Source organism: Streptomyces sp. NPDC056480, assembly GCF_042795405.1.
GTDB lineage: Bacteria > Actinomycetota > Actinomycetes > Streptomycetales > Streptomycetaceae > Streptomyces.
Genome location: NZ_JBHTSA010000010.1, coordinates 102,746 through 121,049 on the forward strand (window position 1 = coordinate 102,746; position 18,304 = coordinate 121,049).

Below are 18,304 nucleotides of genomic sequence, written 5' to 3' on the forward strand. Positions count from 1 at the left end.
CCGCCGCTCAGTACATTGGCGGTAAACCCTCGTTCACTTCTCATCCCTAGGGGCCGTGCCTCATGTCTGGAACGACCGGTACCACCTCAGTGATCGTCGCGGGCGCCCGCACGCCCATGGGTCGCCTGCTCGGCTCGCTCAAGTCCTTCTCGGGCGCCGAGCTCGGCGGCTTCGCCATCAAGGCCGCGCTCGACCGGGCCGGCATCGGCGGCGACCAGGTCCAGTACGTGATCATGGGCCAGGTGCTCCAGGCGGGCGCCGGCCAGATCCCCGCCCGCCAGGCCGCGGTCAAGGCCGGCATCCCCATGAACGTCCCCGCGCTCACCATCAACAAGGTGTGTCTGTCGGGTCTCGACGCCATCGCGCTCGCCGACCAGCTGATCCGCGCCGGCGAGTTCGACGTGGTCGTCGCCGGCGGCCAGGAGTCGATGACCAACGCGCCGCACCTGCTGCCGAAGTCCCGCGAGGGCTTCAAGTACGGAGCCATCGAGATGCTCGACGCCATGGCGTACGACGGTCTGACCGACGCCTTCGAGAACATCGCGATGGGCGAGTCCACCGAGAAGCACAACAGCCGCCTGGGCATCCGGCGCCCCGAGCAGGACGAGATCGCCGCCCTCTCGCACCAGCGCGCCGCCGCCGCCCAGAAGAACGGCATCTTCGAGGCCGAGATCACCCCGGTCGAGATCCCGCAGCGCAAGGGCGAGCCGGTCGTCTTCTCCAAGGACGAGGGCATCCGCGCGGAGACCACCGTCGAGTCCCTCGGCAAGCTCCGCCCGGCCTTCGCCAAGGACGGCACCATCACCGCCGGCACCTCCTCGCAGATCTCCGACGGCGCCGCCGCCGTCGTCGTGATGAGCAAGGCCAAGGCCGAGGAGCTGGGCCTGGAGTGGATCGCCGAGATCGGCGCCCACGGCAACGTCGCGGGCCCGGACAACTCGCTGCAGTCGCAGCCGTCCAACGCGATCCTGCACGCCCTCGAGAAGGAGGGCCTGACCGTCGGCGACCTCGACCTGATCGAGATCAACGAGGCCTTCGCGGCGGTCGCCGTGCAGTCAATGAAGGACCTCGGCGTTACCCCCGAGAAGGTGAACGTCAACGGTGGCGCCATCGCGCTCGGCCACCCCATCGGCATGTCCGGCGCCCGCGTGGTGCTGCACCTGGCCCTGGAGCTGAAGCGGCGTGGCGGCGGCATCGGCGCGGCCGCCCTGTGCGGCGGCGGCGGTCAGGGCGACGCGCTGATCGTCCGCGTCGCCGGCAAGTAAGTCACCTCGGCAAGGTCAGGCAAGGAGCTCTGCACATGGTGGACGTCCCCGCTCTGGTCACCCAGGCACGGGAGGGCAGGCCGCGGGCCGTGGCCCGGCTGATCTCGCTCGTGGAGGGGGCGTCCCCGCAGCTGCGCGAGGTCATGGCGGCGCTCGCGCCGCTCACCGGCGGCGCGTACGTGGTGGGCCTGACCGGCTCGCCCGGCGTCGGCAAGTCCACGTCGACGTCCGCGCTGGTCTCCGCCTACCGGCGGGCGGGCAAGCGGGTCGGCGTCCTGGCCGTCGACCCGTCCTCGCCGTTCAGCGGCGGGGCGCTCCTCGGCGACCGGGTCCGGATGTCGGAGCACGCCTCCGACCCGGGCGTCTACATCCGCTCCATGGCGACCCGCGGTCATCTCGGCGGTCTCGCCTGGTCCGCCCCGCAGGCCATCCGTGTCCTGGACGCGGCGGGCTGCGAGGTGATCCTCGTGGAGACCGTGGGCGTCGGGCAGTCGGAGGTGGAGATCGCCTCCCAGGCCGACACCTCGGTCGTGCTGCTCGCGCCGGGCATGGGCGACGGGATCCAGGCCGCGAAGGCGGGCATCCTGGAGATCGGCGACGTGTACGTGGTGAACAAGGCCGACCGGGACGGCGCGGACGCCACCGCCCGCGAGCTGAACCACATGCTGGGTCTCGGCGAGGCGCGCGGCCCCGGCGACTGGCGGCCGCCGATCGTCAAGACGGTCGCGGCGCGCGGCGAGGGCATCGACGAGGTCGTGGAGGCCCTGGAGAAGCACCGTGCCTGGATGGAGGAGCACGGGGTCCTGGCGGAGCGCCGCAGGGCCCGTGCCGCGCGCGAGGTCGAGACCATCGCGGTCACGGCCCTGCGGGAGCGGATCGGCGATCTGCACGGCGACCGGCGCCTGGACGCGCTCGCGGAGCGGATCGTGGCGGGCGGCCTCGACCCGTACGCGGCCTCGGACGAGCTGGTCGCGAGCCTGACGGGCAACTGAGCCGCGGTACGGCTCCACAGGGATGGATCAGGGCCTCACCGGGACGACCGGTGAGGCCCTACTTCGTCAGGTCCGCCGGCGGCGGCCGCCGCTACGGCTTGCCGCGCCGGCCGCGCAGCTGGTCCGCGACCGGCTTCAGGGACTCGCGCAGGTCGCCGAGCGCGTCCGTGCCGATCTGGTCGATGAAGTGCTTGCGCACCGACTCGACGTGGTGCGGGGCGACCTTGTGCATGGTCTCCATGCCCGCGTCGGTCAGCACGGCGTACAGTCCGCGGCGGTCGGACTCGCAGTTCTCGCGCCGGACGAGTCCGGCGTTCTCCATGCGGGTGATCTGGTGCGAGAGGCGGCTCTTCGACTGGAGCGTGGCCGCGGCCAGATCGCTCATGCGCAGCCGCCGTTCGGCCGACTCCGAGAGGTTCACGAGGATCTCGTAGTCGTTCATCGTCAGTCCGAAGGGCTGGAGGTCCCGCTCCAGCTGGTACGTCAGCATCCTCTGGACGTCCAGGAATGTGCGCCACGCACACTGCTCGGCGTCGGTGAGCCACGGGGTGGCGGTCTCGGTCTCCATATATGGATTCTACCTAAGAAGTTGAATACTTGACGAAGTCTGGGAGCGTGCGTTCGAAGACGTCACCCTCCGCAGACTACCGCTCACAGACCGAAGCGACGCTGGAGGTCGCCGAGCTGGCCGGGAAGGCGCGGTACCGAGCCTTGCACAGACTGGCCGGAACCGGGCGATCCGTGGCCCCCGGGTACACCCGGCTGGGCCGGTGGGCCGCCGATCGCACGGTCGGCCATCAGGATCTCCGTCGACTGGAGGAGGACCGTGCCCGCCCCCACGAACTCGAACTGGTGCTCCTCGCCCGAGGTGCCGCCGATGCCCGTCAGCGCGCGGAGGCCGCCCATCACGCCCGTCATGTAGCCGTGGTCGTAGTGGTGGCAGGGGGACGGGCAGTCCGCCCAGCCGACCAGGGCCTGCGGGTCCACCCGCATCGGTGGCTCCATGAAGACCACCGGGCCGTTCGACGCGGCCACGAACTTGCCCGTGCCGATCAGCGTCACGAAGCCCGGCACGATCGACTGCTTCAGTGCGAGCGTCGGCTGGTAGGCGAGCAGATTGCCGGAACGGATCGTCAGGTTGCCCTCGTCCAGGTCGAAGGAGTTCACGTCGAAGGCCCGGTCCGCCAGCAGCATCTTCCCGCTGCCCTCGGCCACCACCCAGTCGCTCGCGTGCAGCGGCGAGTGGAACGACGTCCGGACCAGACGGTCCAGCCGCCCGTGCCCGATGCCGTTGAACTCGATCCGCCCGTAGTAGGCGATCATCTTGCCCTTCTGCAGGAACCACTGGGAGCCCTTGAGCTCCACGCAGAAGGTGTACGGGTTCACGTTGTCGTCCGACGGCAGGGTCGTCGGGTCGTGGATCACGGGACCGGTCACAGCTTTTCCTCCGAGGCCTGCACGTACACCGCACCGCTGCCGCTCAGCTCCAGCTGGAACGCCTCGCCCGAGCCGCGCCCCACCATGTCGCGCCAGCCCAGCGCGGTGGAGAGCTTGTTCCGTACGTCGCCGTGGTGGGCCACGTAGGCCTGCGGGTCCACATGGACCGGGCGGCCCGGGGTGATCGGCAGCTCGATGACACCGCCGTGCGCCATGACGGCCACCGCGCCGTGGCCCTTCAGGGTGGTGGTGAAGAGGCCCTGGCCGGTGACCTGGCCGCGGACCATGCCCATGACCCCGCCCTGCGAGCCCATGAACATGGTGCCCTGCTCCAGGGTGCCGTCGAAGGCGAGGAGGCGGTCGGCCTCCACGTACAGGGTGTCCCCGGTCAGCCCGATCACCTGGATGTGGTGACCGCCGTGCCCGAACATCACCGTGCCGTTGCCCTCGACGGTCATCAGCGGCGTCGCCTCGCCGGCCACCCGGCGGCCGATCATCGACATCACGCCGCCCTGGCCGCCCGCCGTGTTCGGCGTGAAAGTGACGTCGCCGCGGTACGCGAGCATCGCGCCGCGCTGGCTGAACATCCGCTGCCCGGGGATGACGGTCGCCTCGACCATCTTCGAGTTGATCTCGCGGAACGGCATCAGACGTCGCCCCCGATCGTGTTCCGCTCGCTCGGCTGGACGTACACGAGGCCGTCCCCCTCGAAGCGGATCTGGAAGGCCTCGCCGCCGCCCTCGCCCATGATGGTGCGGAAGGTCACACCCGACTGGAAGTGCTGCTGGAGGTTGCCCTGGTGGGCGATGTACGCGCCGGGGTCGACCTGGAGCGGGTACTGCGGGGTCACCCGCAGCACCACCGCCGGGCCGTCGGACATGATCGCGGCCTGGCCGGTGCCCTCGACGGTCGTGGTGAAGAGACCGTTGCCGGTGGCCCCGCCGCGCAGGCCCGTGAAGGTGGTGCCGGTGCGCAGCCCCGCGTCGGTGCAGAGCAGATTGCTCGCCTCGACCCAGAGCTTGTCGCCGTGGAGCGAGACGAGGTTGATCTCGGAGGCCCGGTCGGCGAACCAGCAGGTCCCCTGGCCGCGTACCTCCATCACCTCCATCTGCTCGCCTGTGAGCCGGCGGGTGACCATGCCGCGCAGGCCCTCACCACCGCCGCTCATCTTCTTGAACGCCATCTGGCCGTCGTAGGCGACCATCGAGCCGTTCTTCGCCTTGACGGCGTCGCCGGTCATGGAGACGGCGAGCACCTTGCTGCCCTGGAGTCGGAACGTTGCCACCCGCTGAAGGTACTGGGGACCCGGATAAAGAGACAGCAAAGTCGGCGTGCACAATGGACGGGCCCTTGTGCATCCGTTCACAAGATCGAACGAAGGTGACCCCCTCCGTGGACATCAAGACCGCTTCCTCCCTCCACCGGCTCCGGCTCGTCTCCGCGCCGGAGGCCGTCTCGTTCCTGCTCCTGCTCGTCTGCTCGGTGCTCAAGCGGACGACGGACTTCAACGCGGTGCCGGTCATGGGCGCGATCCACGGCGTGCTGTTCATCCTCTACGTCCTGTTCTGGCTGGACGCCTGGAACCGGACCAAGTGGAGCTTCGGGACCGCCGCCCTCTACTTCGTCCTCTCCGTGCTGCCCCTGGGCGGCTTCTACGCCGAGCGGAAGCTCAAGCGCGAGGCCGAGAACGCGGTCATCGCCTCCCGCGCCCGCGCCGCGGCCGCCGAAGGCGCGGTGAAGGCGTGATCGTCGCGTTCTCGGTCACCCCGCTGGGCGTGGGGGAGGAGGTCGGCGAGTACGTCGCCGACGCCGTCCGGGTCGTCCGCGAGTCCGGGCTCCCCCACCGCACCGACGCGATGTTCACCTCCGTCGAGGGCGAGGACTGGGACCAGGTCATGGACGTCGTGAAGCGGGCGGTCGCCGCCGTGGAGGCGCGGGCCCCGCGCGTCTCGGTGGTCATGAAGGTCGACATCCGTCCCGGTGTCACGGACGGTCTGCACAGCAAGGTCGCCACGGTGGAGCGGTACCTGGAGGGCTGAGGCCCCCGCCGTCCTGCGTAGGCCGCGGTACACGAGAGGCCCCTGGTCCCCCGGGCTTCGTCGTACCCCGGGACGCATCTTGAGCGACTGCTCAAAATCGGCTACCTTCAGCCGCGGGCAGTTTTGAGCAGTCGCTCAAAATGCCGTACGAGCTGGGAGAACACCCATGGGTCTCTACATCGAGACACGGGTCCGCGCGGACCTGGAGACGCTCTGGGAACGCACGCAGGAACCCGACCGGCACCAGCGGTGGGACCTGCGGTTCACGGAGATCGACCACCTTCCGCGCACCGGGGACGAACCCCAGCGCTTCCGGTACGCGACACGCGTCCTGCCCTTCCTGGTCGTCGCCGGCACCGGTGTCTCCGCGGGGGAGCGCCACCGGGCCGGCGGCGACCGGGTCTCGGCCCTCCGATTCGCCTCCCCGCACCCGCTCTCGCTCCTCGCCGAGGGCAGCGGCTACTGGCGCTACGTCCCCACCCCGGACGGCATCCGCTTCCTCACCGGCTACGACTACCGGCCCCGCTGGGGCCGCACCGGCCGGCTCGCCGACCCGGCTCGTGTTCCGGCCCCTCATGGGCTGGGCCACCGCCTGGTCCTTCGACCGGCTGAGGCTCTGGTGCGAGCGGGGCATCACCCCGGAGCGCTCCCGGAACCGCTGGCTGCTCGAACTCCTCACCCGGGTGCTGCTCGTGGCCGTCCCCTGGGCCGCCACCGCCCTGCCCCTGGGACTCGTGTCGCTCGTCGCCGTGCCGCTCACCGTCCTCGGGCTCGCCCTCGCCGTGCTCGTACCGCCCTCGCCGCGCACCCCCGCGGCCCGGCGCTGTCTGCGCACCCCGCCCGCCCGCACCCGGGAGCCCCGGCTCCTCGCCGCCCTGGAGCAGCCGTGACCGCGACCGCGTCCGCCACCGCCCCCTCCATCTTCCGTACGGCCATGGGGGACGCGGCGTTCGAGCGCCTGCACCCCGAGCTCCGGCGGCGCTTCTCCGTCGGGCTCGCGAGCGGGGAGCTGTGCGTCGGGCGCGGTGTCATGGACCGGATCTGGCACGGCCGGGCCCTGGTGAAGCCCTTCCTCGCGGTCGGCGGGCTGCGGAACATCCTGCTGCCCCGCACCGGCCGCGACGTCCCCTTCGTCATCGAGAACGTGCCGTACGCAGACTCGTACGGCCGCGAGACCGTCACCTTCGTCCGGACCTTCGCCCTGCCCGGCGGGCCCCGGCGCTTCGACGCCACCATGGTCCACAGCCCCGAGCGCGACTGCGTCCTCGACTACCTCGGCACCCACCAGCACCTCGCCAGCGATCTGCACCTGTCCGCCGAGCCGGACGGCTCGCTCCTCATCCGCTCCGGCGAGCACCGGTTCCGCGAGGGCCCGCTGGACGTGCGCGTCCCGGAACTGATCGGCGGCCGCGCCGAGGTGCGCGAGTCCTTCGACGAGCGCACCGGCCGCTTCCACATCGACGTCCGGGTGGAGAACAGGTACGTCGGTCCCGTCTTCGGATACGAGGGTTCGTTCGTCGCCGAGTACATGGACCTACGATCCCGGGGGGTGCGCGCGGGGCTGCGCCCGGTGCGCGAGGAGGTACGGGCATGAGCGGGGACGTGCGGGACCGGCGGGCGGGGGAGCCGCGGGCGCAGGACGCGCGCAGCCGGGAGACCCGGGAGAAGCTGCTCGCGGGCGCCCTGCGGACCCTCGTCGAGCAGGGCATCGCCAAGGCCTCCGCCCGTGCCATCGCGGCCACCGCGGGCGTGAACCAGGCCCTCGTCTTCTACCACTTCGGCTCCGTCGACGAGCTGCTCGCCGAGGCCTGCCGGTACGGCGCCGAGCAGCGGGTCGCCCGGCACCGCGAGCGGCTCGCCGCGGTCGGCAGCCTCACCGAGCTGCTCGCCTTCGGACGCGAGCTGCACGAGGAGGAGCGGGAGGCCGGTCATGTCGCCTTCCTCGGGCAGCTGCTCGCCGGCGCGCAGGCGCACCCCCGGCTGGTGCCGGCCACGGCCGCCGGTCTCGACCTGTGGATCGCCGAGATCGAGCAGGTGCTCGTCCGGGTCCTGGCGGGGACCCCGCTCGCCGAGTTCACCGACCCCGCCGGGCTCGCCCGCGCGGTCGGCGCCTCCTTCATCGGCCTCGAACTGTACGAGGGCGTCGACCCGGCGGGCGCCGAGGCGGCCTTCGCCGCCCTGGAGCAGCTGGGCGCCCTGATGGCCGCCGTGGAGGAGCTGAACCCCGTCGCCAGAAAGGCCGTCACCTACACGCTCCGGCGGCAGAGCGCCCGTACCCGCTAGACCAACCCACTCGGACTACTCCAGTCGACACGCCGATGGTTTGCCCCTTTCGTTGGGATATCGGACCGTTCGAGGACAGCTGGAGGCGCCGTGCGGCCGGGAGCCTACGACTACGACACCTACAGCCGACTCGCCGGTCCGCTCACGGAACCGGAGCCCGAGGCCTACCGGGTGCGGTACCGGAGTCTGCTCTCCAGGGAGCCGCACCGCATACGCGCCGTCCTCCTGATGACCCTCGCGCCGGTCCTCTCGGCCCTGCTCCTCGCCTATCTCGTCTGGCCCGGCCACTGGACCGTCCGCGAGGGCGGCGACCGCCGGCTCGTCCACCTCGACACCGTGATGCTCGTGTCGATCGGGCTCATCTGCTTCTTCATGCTGGTGAACGTCACGGCGATCGCCCACGCCACCATGGTCGCCCGCGACCCCATACCCGTGTACGCCGAGAAGGGCACCCGCGTCGCCTTCCTCACCACCTACGTCCCGGGCAAGGAGCCGCTCACCATGGTCCGCGGCACCCTGGAGGGCGCCACCCGGCTGCGACACGACGGCCTCCTCGACCTGTGGCTCCTCGACGAGGGCGACTCCGCCGAGGCCAGGGCGCTCTGCGCCGAGCTGGGCGTCCGCCACTTCACCCGGGCCGGCGTCCCCGAGTGGAACCGGGTGAAGGGCCCCCACAAGGCGCGGACCAAGCACGGCAACTACAACGCCTGGCTCGCCCTGCACGGCGACGCGTACGACTACTTCGCCTCCGTCGACACCGACCACGTCCCGCTCCCCGACCTCCTGGAGCGGATGCTCGGCTACTTCCGCGACCCCGACATCGCCTTCGTCGTCGGACCGCAGGTGTACGGCAACTACACCGGCGTCGTCACCAAGGCCGCCGAGTCCCAGCAGTTCCTCTTCCACGCCCTCGTCCAGCGCGCCGGGAACCGCTACCACGCGCCCATGTTCGTCGGCACGAACAACGCCGTCCGGATCTCCGCCCTCAAGCAGGTCGGCGGACTGTACGACTCGGTCACCGAGGACATGGCCACCGGTTTCGAACTCCACCGCAGGAAGAACCCGCGCACCGGCCGCTACTGGCGCTCCGTCTACACCCCCGACGTCCTCGCCGTCGGCGAGGGGCCGGCCTCCTGGACGGACTTCTTCGCCCAGCAGCTGCGCTGGTCCCGGGGCACGTACGAGACGATCGTCAAGCAGTACTGGAAGGCGCCCTTCCGCACCCCGCCGGGCCGCTTCCTCAACTACACCCTGATGCTGGCCTACTACCCGATGACCGCGGTCAACTGGCTCCTCGGCATCCTCAGCAGCGTCCTCTACCTCTGGTTCGGCGCCTCCGGCACCCAGGTCTCCACCTCGGTGTGGCTGATGATCTACAGCGACGCCGTCGCCCTCCAGATCGGCCTCTACCTCTGGAACCGGCGGCACAACGTCTCGCCGCACGAACCCGAGGGCTCCGGCGGCCTCGCCGGCATGGCGATGTCCGCGTTCTCCGCCCCGATCTACCTCAAGTCCCTCGCCTCCGCGGTCCTGCGGACCCGCGGCCGCTTCGTCGTCACGCCCAAGGGCGGCGAGGCGAGCCCCGACCGGATCCTGACCTTCCGTATCCACCTCTTCTGGGCGGCGGTCCTCATCGCCTCGCTCGCCGCCTCCGTACACTTCGGGCACACCCACGCGGCCATGCGCACCTGGGCGCTCCTCGCCCTGGCCATCGCTCTCGCCCCGATCACCCTCTGGGCGCTCACGTCCCTCGGCAGGCGGCGCGCGCTCCGCGTCCGCGCGCGCGCCCGGGCCCGCCTCCGGGCCCGCGTCCCCGCCGGCGCCCGCGAAGGGGCCGAGGTCGCCACGGCGGTCGCCACCCCGCCGCCGACCGCCCCCGTCACCTCCGCCCCCACGACGACCGGAGGGAACTGAGCCATGGCCTACCGGCCGTCGAAGAAGTTCAAGAAGACCCTGTTCGGCAGCGCGGCGGTCCTGGTCCTCGCGGCGCTCAACGCCCCCGCCGCCGTCTCCTTCGCCGAGGAGAAGTACCACGCGTACAAGATCGCCCAGCCCGGCTACCAGCAGCGGTTCGGCTCCTGGACCGAGGTCGCGGTCCCCGGCCGGTACCGGATCAACGCCATCCACGCGGCCCTGCTGCACACCGGCAAGGTGCTGCTGATCGCCGGCTCGGGCAACAGCCAGAAGAACTTCGACGCGGGCACCTTCGAGACCGTCCTCTGGGACCCCGTCGAGAACACCTTCAAGAAGATCCCCACCCCCGTGGACTTCTTCTGCTCCGGTCACACCCAGCTCCCCGACGGCCGGCTGCTCGTCGCCGGCGGCACCGCGCGGTACGAGATCCTCGACGGCGAGGTCAAGAGGGCCGGCGGCGGCATGCGGGTCAAGAACGAGAGTCCCGACAAGGCGGTCACCCTCAAGAAGGGCACCGTCTTCCGCTCGCCGTCCGGGGTCGAGTACGTCTCCAGGTTCGACGTCACCGTCCCCAGGGCCAAGCGCGCGTTCGAGATCGCGTACTTCGCGAGCGGCCAGATGAAGCCGTGGACGACCAAGGTCACCGCAGCCGAGGCCCGGGTCTTCGTCGAGGCCCGCGAGGAGGGACCCCAGGCCCTCACCACCGAGGCCGCGCAGTACGAGGTCGTCGGCCTCAAGGGCGACGACGCCGACAACGTCTACGGCCTCGCGCAGAAGCTCACCACCGAGAAGCAGGACTTCCAGGGCATCAAGGGCGCCTACGAGTTCGACCCCAGGGCCGAGAGGTACATCCCGGTCGCCCCCATGAAGGACGCCCGCTGGTACCCCACGCTCGTCACCCTCGAGGACGGCAAGGTCCTCGCCGTCTCCGGACTCAACGACGTCGGCGACGTCGTCCCCGGCGACAACGAGATCTACGACCCCGAGACCAAGAAGTGGTCCAAGGGCCCCGTCCGCTACTTCCCCACCTACCCCTCGCTCTTCCTCACCAAGGGCGGCAAGCTCCTCTACACCGGCTCCAACGCCGGCTACGGCCCCGCCGAGAAAGGCCGCGAACCCGGCCTGTGGGACCTGAAGAAGAACTCCTTCACCCCGCTCGGCGGGCTCACCGACCCCGACCAGCTGGAGACCTCCGCCTCCCTGATCCTGCCCCCGGCCCAGCACCAGAAGGTCATGGTCCTCGGCGGCGGCGGGGTCGGCGAGTCGCCCAGGTCGACCGCCCGCACCTCCATCATCGACGTGTCCGAGGACAGCCCCGTCTTCACCGACGGGCCGGAGCTCCCGCAGGGCACCCGCTACCTCAGCAGCGTCCTGCTGCCCGACGACACCGTCTTCACCACCGGCGGCTCCGAGGACTACCGGGGCCGCGGCGGCAGCGACATCCTCAAGGCGCAGTTCTACGACCCGAGGAGCAACGCCTTCACCGAGGCCGCCGCACCCACCGTCGGCCGCAACTACCACTCCGAGGCGCTGCTGCTGCCCGACGGCCGGGTCGCCACCTTCGGCTCCGACCCGCTCTTCGACGACAAGGACAACACCCGGCTCGGCACCTTCGAGCAGCGCGTCGAGGTCTTCACCCCGCCCTACCTCCACCGGGCCGGCGCCGACCGGCCCGTCCTGGGGGAGGGCCCGCAGGAACTCGACCAGAACGGCCGCGCCACCTTCAAGACCAGGGACGCCGGCCGGATCGTCACGGCCCGGCTCATGCGCCCCAGCGCCGTCACCCACACCACCGACGTCGAACAGCGCTCGGTGGAGCTCGGTCTGACGAGGAGCCGGAACGGGACGACGGTCACCGTCGACGTACCGGAGGACCGGACCCTCGTACCGCCCGGCTGGTACATGCTCTTCGTCACCGACGCCGACGGCATCCCGTCCGAGGCGAAATGGATCCAGGTGGACTGAGTCCGCCTCCCCGGCCGCCTACGGCCTCGCCCGGCGCGCCAGACCCAGCGCGTAGTCCGGCCACCACGTACCGGCGGCCGGGCCGCCCCGGCACTGACCGTCCGAGTCGCCGGGGCGCTTGACCCACAGATACGCGTCGACCAGGTCGTCGCCGGTCCGGTCCGTCGGCGGTACGCCGAGGGCCCGGCCCGGCGGATTGCACCAGGCCTCCGCCCGGTCGCCCGGGAGCGGGCCGTCGCCGTTGCGGCTGGTGTCCACGGTGAAGTGGGCGCCGCCGAGCAGTCCCGAAAGGGCCGCGCCGAAGCGCCGCACGGCGTCGTTCGTCTGGAAGTTGGAGACGTTCAGCGAGAAGCCGTCCGCGTGGGCGACACCCGCCCGGCGCAGCGGCTCCACCAGCCTGCCCGGATCCTCGATCCAGGCCGGGTTGCCGGCGTCCAGGTAGACCCGGGTGCGGGGCTGCCGCTTGAGCCGCTCGACGGCCCCGGCGAGCAGCCGGTACCGCTCCTCGTGGTACCGGGCCGGCGTACAGCCGTCCACGATGTGCGGCACCGCGTCCGGCTCCAGGACGACGATCGCCGAGGACTCCCCGAGCGCGGTGGCGAAGGAGTCGATCCAGGTCCGGTAGGCCCGCGCGTCGTGCGAACCGCCCGCCGAGTACAGGCCGCAGTCGCGGTGCGGGATGTTGTACGCGACGAACACGGCCGTACGGTTCTCCGCCGCCGCGCCCCGCGCCGCGCGGGTGATCTCCGGCACGGGATCGTCCCCGGCCGGCCAGTCCGCGACCGGCCGGTCCGCGATCCGCCTCAGGATCCTCGCGTCCTCGGTCCTGCCCTGCGCCTCGTACTCACGCACCTGCCTGGCCGCGTCGCTCTCCGGGTCGACCCAGAACGGCGAGCCGCCCGCGGGGGCGGCCCCGTCGCGGGTGGACGGCGGACCGACGGGGCCCTCCGGGGGCCCGCCCTCGCCGCACCCGGCCAGGAGCAGCGCGGAGACGAGGGTCAGGGCGACGGCGGTGACGGTGCGGCGGGACATCCGGCCCCCAGGGTCGGGTACGGCGAGCACGGCGCTTCGTACGGACGGCGGGATGATCCGGGCCATCGTGGCATGCCGGTCAGCCGCTTCCGGGCTGTGACACCGCGATCCCCAGCGGGGTCCGCTCGTACAGCACCTGGTGGCCGTACCGCCGCGAGGTCAGCAGCCCCGCGTCCCGCAGCACCGCGAGGTGCGCGGAGACGGTGGACGGGGCCCGGCCCAGGAGGTGGGAGAGCGCCGTCGTCCCCATCGGCTCGGCGAGCGCGCACAGGACGTCCGCCCGCACCGGGCCGAGGAGCCGCCCGAGCGCTTCCGGAGTGCGGTCCCCGGACTCGGACCACAGCCCGCCGATGCCGCGGGCCGGATAGACCACCGTCGGCTGCCACGGCGGATCGAAACCGCTCACCACGTCCGGCCAGGTGAACACCGACGGCATCAGGACGAGCCCCTGCCCCTCCAGCGGACGGATGTGCTCACCGTGGTAGGCGACCTCCAGCGTCGCGGTCCCCGCGTCCCACGCGAAGGCCGGATGCAGCTCGTCCAGGAGCCGTTCGAGCCCGCCCTCCGCGAGCCGCCGCGAGTGGTACGCCACGTCCGCCTCCAGAAGCGCCCGCAGCCGGGGCCAGTCCGGGGCGATCAGCGTCTCCCACGCGACCCGGAGCAGCTCCGCCAGCCGCAGCACCGCCCCGGCGGGATCCGCCAGAAGCCGCCGCCCCTCGGCCGTCCCGGCCGCCCCCGGGGTGTCCGCGAGCGCCCGCTCGAAGTCGTCCAGGACCAGCGCCGGATCGGTCTCCCGTACCGCGGCGATCTCGTCCTCGAACGTGGCGGCGGGCCCCAGCGGCGGCGGATAGAGGAAGTCGGGACTGTGCCCGTGCAGCGGCATCAGCAGATGCAGCGGCCCGAGGTCGAGCTCCCGCGCCGCGGACGCGATCCGCCGCATCCACGGCAGGTGGTAGCCCTGCTTGCCGGGCCGGGCGAGGACCCGCACGGCGGAGTGGGTCTCCCAGAGCGGGGAGATCGCGAACCGGATCCGCAGCGGGTCGGCCTCGCCGAAACGCAGGTGGTACGGCACGGGCCCTCCGGGAGACGGGACGGAAGATTCGTCCGGGTCCGAAAGTCTAGGGCGGACCCCGGGGCCGACGGCACGCTGCGTGCCATGCCCAAGCACGACGACCCCACCACGCTGCCCGAAACCGGACCGGCCCCGACCGCCCCCGCGCCCCCACCCCTACGCGGCCCGGCGTCCGCCGACCCGGCGCGGGTCGGCCCGGCGTCCGTGGGCGCCGCGTCCGGCGGCCCGGCGTCCGGCGGTCCCGCGTCCGCCGAGCCGGCCCCCTCCGGCCCGGCCCCCTCCGGCCCCGGTTACCGGGCCGTCTTCCGGGTGCGGGAGTTCCGGGTCGTCTTCGCGGCCCATCTGTTCTCGCTGCTCGGGGTCGTCGTCAGCGAGCTCGCGCTCACCGTGCTCGTCTACGACCTCACCCGCTCCCCGCTCCTCTCCTCCCTCACCTTCGCCCTCGGCTTCCTCCCCTACCTCGTCGGCGGCACCCTGCTCGCCGGGCTCACCGACCGGCTCCCGCCCCGCCGGATCCTGGTCGTCTGCGACCTGCTCTGCGCCGGCTGCGTCGCGCTCATGGTGGTCCCCGCCACCCCCGTCGCCGTCCTGCTCGCGCTGCGCTGCGCCATCGCCGTCGTCTCGCCCGTCTTCAACGGCACCCGCATGGCGACGCTCGCCGACATCCTCGGCGAGGGCGACCTCTTCGTCCTCGGCCGCTCCCTGCTCCGGATCGTCTCCCAGAGCGCCCTCCTCACCGGCTTCGCCGTCGGCGGAGTGCTGCTCACCGTCGTCCCGCCGCGCGGCGCCCTCGCCGTCACCGCCACCACCTTTCTCGTCTCGGCGCTGCTGCTCCGGCTCGGCACCGCCCGCCGCCCCGCCCGGGCGTCCGGCACCGCGGACAGCGGGCTCTCCGGTACCTGGGCGGTGCTGCGGAACCGGCGCGTGCGGGCCCTGATGCTGATGTTCTGGGTGCCGCCCCTCTTCGCCGTCGTCCCCGAGGCGCTCGCCGCCCCCTACGCCGACGAGATCGGCGTCTCCACCGCCGCCCTCGGCCTCCTCATGTGCGCGCTGCCCGTCGGCACCATCGCGGGCGAGCTGTTCGCCGGGTCCTTCCTCAGCGCGGCCACCCGCTCCCGGATCGTGCTGCCGCTCGCCGTGACCGGCGTCCTGCCCTATCTCCTCTACGCCCCCGAGCCCGGCGTGCCCCTCGCGGCCGCCGCCCTCCTCCTGGCGGGCGCCACCGGCGCGTACACCCTCGGGCTCGACGCCTGGTTCGTGGCCGCCGTCCCCGAGGAGCAGCGGGGGAGGGCCATGACCCTGATGACCGCGGGCATGATGACCGTCCAGGGCATCGGCATGGCGGGGGCCGGGATCGCCGCCGAGTTCGCCCCCGTGCACGCGGTGGTCGCCGGCACGGGCGTCCTCGGCACGGTCTGCCTCCTCGCCGCCGCCGCCGAGCTGCGGGCCGCCGGGGCGGCGGGGGAGACGGGGGCCGGCCGGGGCGGTCGGCGACCGAAAGGCGAGACGGGGCTGACCGGCATATGACCAGTCGGTAAGGTCGACGCGTGCCGAAGCCGCTCAGTCTCCCCTTCGACCCCATCGCCCGCGCCGACGAACTCTGGCAGAAGCGCTGGGGCCCGGTCCCCTCGATGGCCGCGATCACCTCGATCATGCGCGCCCACCAGATCCTCCTCGCGGAGGTCGACGCCGTCGTGAAGCCGTACGGGCTGACCTTCGCGCGGTACGAGGCCCTGGTGCTGCTCACCTTCTCGAAGGCCGGCGAGCTGCCGATGTCCAAGATCGGCGAGCGGCTGATGGTCCACCCGACCTCCGTGACGAACACCGTGGACCGGCTCGTGAAGTCCGGTCTCGTCGACAAGCGGCCCAATCCGAACGACGGCCGCGGAACGCTGGCCTCCATCACGGAGAAGGGCCGCGAGGTGGTCGAGGCGGCCACCCGCGACCTGATGGAGATGGAGTTCGGGCTCGGCGCGTACGACGCGGAGGAGTGCGCCGAGATCTTCGCGATGCTGCGTCCGCTGCGGGTCGCGGCGGACGACTTCGAGGAGAAGTAGCCGCTCGCGCCGCGAGGGCCGACCCGCGCGAAGATCGCCCGGAACGTGCCGTTACGCTCGACGGCATGAAATCCAGCGTGCTGACCCGTTACCGCGTCATGGCGTACATCACCGCCGTCATGCTGCTCGTGCTGTGCACCTGCATGGTCTTCAAGTACGGGTTCGACATGGGCGAGGACGTGACCTTCGCGGTCTCCCAGGCCCACGGTGTCCTCTACATCATCTACCTCGTCTTCGCCTTCGACCTGGGCTCCAAGGCCCGCTGGCCGTTCGGGAAGCTGCTCTGGGTGCTGGTCTCGGGCACCATCCCGTTCGCCGCGTTCTTCGTCGAGCGCAAGGTCGTCGCCGAGACGCTGCCGCTGATCAGCGGCGCGCGGCCGGAGCCCGTCAAGGCCTGACACGGACCCCCGCACTGATGTGCGGGGGTTTCCCATCGACATTTACTAGGACGTCCTAGTAAATTCGAAGCATGGACGCTGACGCCATCGAGGAAGGCCGCCGTCGCTGGCAGGCCCGTTACGACAAGGCCCGCAAGCGGGACGCCGACTTCACCACGCTCTCCGGCGACGCCGTCGAGCCCGTCTACGGGCCCCGGCCCGGCGACACCTACGAGGGCTTCGAACGCATCGGCTGGCCCGGCGAGTACCCGTACACCCGCGGGCTCCACGCCACCGGCTACCGCGGCCGGACCTGGACCATCCGCCAGTTCGCGGGCTTCGGCAACGCCGAGCAGACCAACGAGCGCTACAAGATGATCCTGGCCGCCGGCGGCGGCGGCCTCTCCGTCGCCTTCGACATGCCCACCCTCATGGGCCGGGACTCCGACGACCCCCGCGCCCTCGGCGAGGTCGGCCACTGCGGTGTCGCCATCGACTCCGCCGCCGACATGGAGGTCCTCTTCAAGGGCATCCCGCTCGGCGACGTCACCACCTCGATGACGATCTCCGGCCCCGCCGTGCCCGTCTTCTGCATGTACCTGGTCGCCGCCGAGCGCCAGGGCGTCGACCCGGCCGTGCTCAACGGCACGCTCCAGACCGACATCTTCAAGGAGTACATCGCGCAGAAGGAGTGGCTCTTCGAGCCCGAGCCCCATCTGCGTCTCATCGGCGACCTGATGGAGCACTGCGCGCAGGGCATCCCCGCGTACAAGCCGCTCTCCGTCTCCGGCTACCACATCCGCGAGGCCGGGGCGACGGCCGCGCAGGAGCTCGCGTACACCCTCGCCGACGGTTTCGGCTACGTCGAGCTCGGCCTCAGCCGCGGCCTCGACGTCGACGTCTTCGCCCCCGGTCTGTCCTTCTTCTTCGACGCCCACCTCGACTTCTTCGAGGAGATCGCCAAGTTCCGCGCCGCCCGCCGGATCTGGGCGCGCTGGATGAAGGAGGTGTACGGCGCCAAGACCGACAAGGCCCAGTGGCTCCGCTTCCACACCCAGACCGCCGGTGTCTCCCTCACCGCCCAGCAGCCGTACAACAACGTCGTACGGACCGCCGTGGAGGCCCTCTCCGCCGTCCTCGGCGGCACCAACTCCCTCCACACCAACGCCCTCGACGAGACCCTCGCGCTCCCCAGCGAGCAGGCCGCCGAGATCGCGCTCCGCACCCAGCAGGTGCTGATGGAGGAGACCGGCGTCGCCAACGTCGCCGACCCGCTGGGCGGCTCCTGGTACGTCGAGCAGCTCACCGACCGCATCGAGGCCGACGCCGAGAAGATCTTCGACCAGATCAAGGAGCGCGGCCGCCGGGCCCACCCGGACGGACAGCACCCGATCGGGCCGATCACCTCCGGCATCCTGCGCGGCATCGAGGACGGCTGGTTCACCGGCGAGATCGCCGAGTCCGCCTTCCAGTACCAGCGCTCCCTGGAGAAGGGCGACAAGCGCGTCGTCGGCGTCAACGTCCACCACGGCTCCGTCACCGGCGACCTGGAGATCCTCCGGGTCAGCCACGAGGTCGAGTGGGAGCAGGTCCGGGCCCTCGGCGAGCGCAAGGAGCGCCGTGACGACGCCAAGGTCCGCGCCTCGATCGACGCCATGCTGGCGGCCGCCCGGGACGGCTCGAACATGATCGCCCCGATGCTGGAGGCCGTCCGCGCGGAGGCCACCCTCGGCGAGATCTGCAACGCGCTGCGGGACGAGTGGGGCGTCTACACGGAGCCCCCGGGCTTCTGATCCGCCTTCACGCCCCGCGCGCCTGCCATGCCGCGCGTCACGCCTCAGCCGGCAGCCGCCACCGGCCCCCCGGTGAGC

Annotated in this window: 18 protein-coding genes and 1 pseudogene; 13 read left to right on the plus strand and 6 right to left on the minus strand. The window is 71.8% G+C overall.

The window, feature by feature from the left end; all coding sequences use genetic code 11:
- Positions 1 to 62 precede the first annotated feature (62 nt).
- Entirely contained in the window at positions 63 to 1,265 is a 1,203-nt protein-coding gene (locus ACFQ79_RS07820) for an acetyl-CoA C-acetyltransferase (protein ID WP_383580062.1), read from the plus strand.
- 35 nt (positions 1,266 to 1,300) lie between these two features.
- A complete protein-coding gene (gene meaB / locus ACFQ79_RS07825; RefSeq protein ID WP_383580063.1) occupies positions 1,301 to 2,257 on the plus strand; it encodes a methylmalonyl Co-A mutase-associated GTPase MeaB in 957 nt (318 codons plus the stop codon).
- Positions 2,258 to 2,348: 91 nt separating this feature from the next.
- On the opposite strand, the gene ACFQ79_RS07830 is transcribed toward meaB, so the two are convergent.
- The 4 genes from ACFQ79_RS07830 to ACFQ79_RS07845 form a co-directional block, all read right to left on the minus strand.
- Positions 2,349 to 2,825: a MarR family winged helix-turn-helix transcriptional regulator gene (locus tag ACFQ79_RS07830; RefSeq protein WP_073912482.1), complete on the minus strand. Its 477-nt coding sequence runs from the start codon at positions 2,823 to 2,825 to the stop codon at positions 2,349 to 2,351.
- 83 nt (positions 2,826 to 2,908) lie between these two features.
- Entirely contained in the window at positions 2,909 to 3,694 is a 786-nt protein-coding gene (locus tag ACFQ79_RS07835; RefSeq protein WP_383580064.1) for an AIM24 family protein, read from the minus strand.
- On the minus strand, positions 3,691 to 4,341 hold the full coding sequence (locus tag ACFQ79_RS07840) for an AIM24 family protein (protein ID WP_030321147.1): 651 nt from the start codon (positions 4,339 to 4,341) through the stop codon (positions 3,691 to 3,693). The genes ACFQ79_RS07835 and ACFQ79_RS07840 overlap by 4 nt, the downstream gene beginning before the upstream one ends.
- The gene (locus ACFQ79_RS07845) at positions 4,341 to 4,979 is read right to left on the minus strand and encodes an AIM24 family protein (protein ID WP_383580066.1); all 639 of its coding nucleotides are present in this window, start codon (positions 4,977 to 4,979) and stop codon (positions 4,341 to 4,343) included. The genes ACFQ79_RS07840 and ACFQ79_RS07845 overlap by 1 nt, the downstream gene beginning before the upstream one ends.
- Before the next feature lie 107 nt (positions 4,980 to 5,086).
- Here ACFQ79_RS07845 and ACFQ79_RS07850 point away from each other — a divergent pair, with 107 nt between their 5' ends.
- The 7 genes and pseudogenes from ACFQ79_RS07850 to ACFQ79_RS07880 all read left to right on the plus strand — a co-directional run bounded on the left by ACFQ79_RS07850 (position 5,087) and on the right by ACFQ79_RS07880 (position 11,895).
- Positions 5,087 to 5,440, plus strand: coding sequence for a DUF3817 domain-containing protein (locus tag ACFQ79_RS07850; RefSeq protein ID WP_187623214.1), 354 nt, complete (start codon positions 5,087 to 5,089; stop codon positions 5,438 to 5,440).
- Entirely contained in the window at positions 5,437 to 5,733 is a 297-nt protein-coding gene (locus ACFQ79_RS07855) for an MTH1187 family thiamine-binding protein (RefSeq protein ID WP_209496847.1), read from the plus strand. The genes ACFQ79_RS07850 and ACFQ79_RS07855 overlap by 4 nt, the downstream gene beginning before the upstream one ends.
- A gap of 166 nt (positions 5,734 to 5,899) precedes the next feature.
- A pseudogene (locus ACFQ79_RS07860) lies at positions 5,900 to 6,623 on the plus strand (hypothetical protein).
- Between the two features lie 44 nt (positions 6,624 to 6,667).
- Complete coding sequence (locus ACFQ79_RS07865) at positions 6,668 to 7,327, plus strand: DUF4166 domain-containing protein (RefSeq protein ID WP_383580075.1); 660 nt, start codon at positions 6,668 to 6,670, stop codon at positions 7,325 to 7,327.
- Positions 7,324 to 8,016, plus strand: coding sequence for a TetR family transcriptional regulator (locus tag ACFQ79_RS07870; protein ID WP_383580067.1), 693 nt, complete (start codon positions 7,324 to 7,326; stop codon positions 8,014 to 8,016). The genes ACFQ79_RS07865 and ACFQ79_RS07870 overlap by 4 nt, the downstream gene beginning before the upstream one ends.
- Positions 8,017 to 8,106: 90 nt before the next feature.
- Positions 8,107 to 9,930, plus strand: coding sequence for a glycosyltransferase family 2 protein (locus tag ACFQ79_RS07875; RefSeq protein WP_383580068.1), 1,824 nt, complete (start codon positions 8,107 to 8,109; stop codon positions 9,928 to 9,930).
- Positions 9,931 to 9,933: 3 nt separating this feature from the next.
- Entirely contained in the window at positions 9,934 to 11,895 is a 1,962-nt protein-coding gene (locus tag ACFQ79_RS07880) for a galactose oxidase-like domain-containing protein (RefSeq protein ID WP_383580069.1), read from the plus strand.
- An 18-nt stretch (positions 11,896 to 11,913) separates the two neighbouring features.
- Here ACFQ79_RS07880 and ACFQ79_RS07885 read toward each other — a convergent pair whose 3' ends face one another.
- Both ACFQ79_RS07885 and ACFQ79_RS07890 read right to left on the minus strand, forming a co-directional pair.
- Positions 11,914 to 12,927 carry a glycoside hydrolase family 6 protein gene (locus tag ACFQ79_RS07885; RefSeq protein ID WP_383580076.1) on the minus strand — a complete coding sequence of 338 codons (1,014 nt, stop codon included), beginning with the start codon at positions 12,925 to 12,927 and terminating at the stop codon, positions 11,914 to 11,916.
- A 79-nt stretch (positions 12,928 to 13,006) separates the two neighbouring features.
- Positions 13,007 to 13,999 (minus strand): DUF5937 family protein, encoded by a 993-nt coding sequence (locus ACFQ79_RS07890; protein WP_383580070.1) that lies wholly within the window; start codon positions 13,997 to 13,999, stop codon positions 13,007 to 13,009.
- An 84-nt stretch (positions 14,000 to 14,083) separates the two neighbouring features.
- Between ACFQ79_RS07890 and ACFQ79_RS07895 the strand changes: the two genes are divergently transcribed.
- The 4 genes from ACFQ79_RS07895 (at position 14,084) to ACFQ79_RS07910 (ending at position 18,226) form a co-directional block, all read left to right on the plus strand.
- Positions 14,084 to 15,526, plus strand: a complete 1,443-nt coding sequence (locus tag ACFQ79_RS07895; protein ID WP_383580071.1) for an MFS transporter — start codon at positions 14,084 to 14,086, stop codon at positions 15,524 to 15,526.
- Positions 15,527 to 15,546: 20 nt separating this feature from the next.
- Positions 15,547 to 16,056, plus strand: coding sequence for a MarR family winged helix-turn-helix transcriptional regulator (locus ACFQ79_RS07900; RefSeq protein ID WP_209496853.1), 510 nt, complete (start codon positions 15,547 to 15,549; stop codon positions 16,054 to 16,056).
- 65 nt (positions 16,057 to 16,121) lie between these two features.
- Positions 16,122 to 16,454, plus strand: a complete 333-nt coding sequence (locus tag ACFQ79_RS07905) for a DUF3817 domain-containing protein (protein ID WP_055601175.1) — start codon at positions 16,122 to 16,124, stop codon at positions 16,452 to 16,454.
- 71 nt (positions 16,455 to 16,525) lie between these two features.
- Positions 16,526 to 18,226 (plus strand): methylmalonyl-CoA mutase, encoded by a 1,701-nt coding sequence (locus ACFQ79_RS07910; RefSeq protein ID WP_383580072.1) that lies wholly within the window; start codon positions 16,526 to 16,528, stop codon positions 18,224 to 18,226.
- The last annotated feature ends 78 nt before the right edge of the window (positions 18,227 to 18,304 follow it).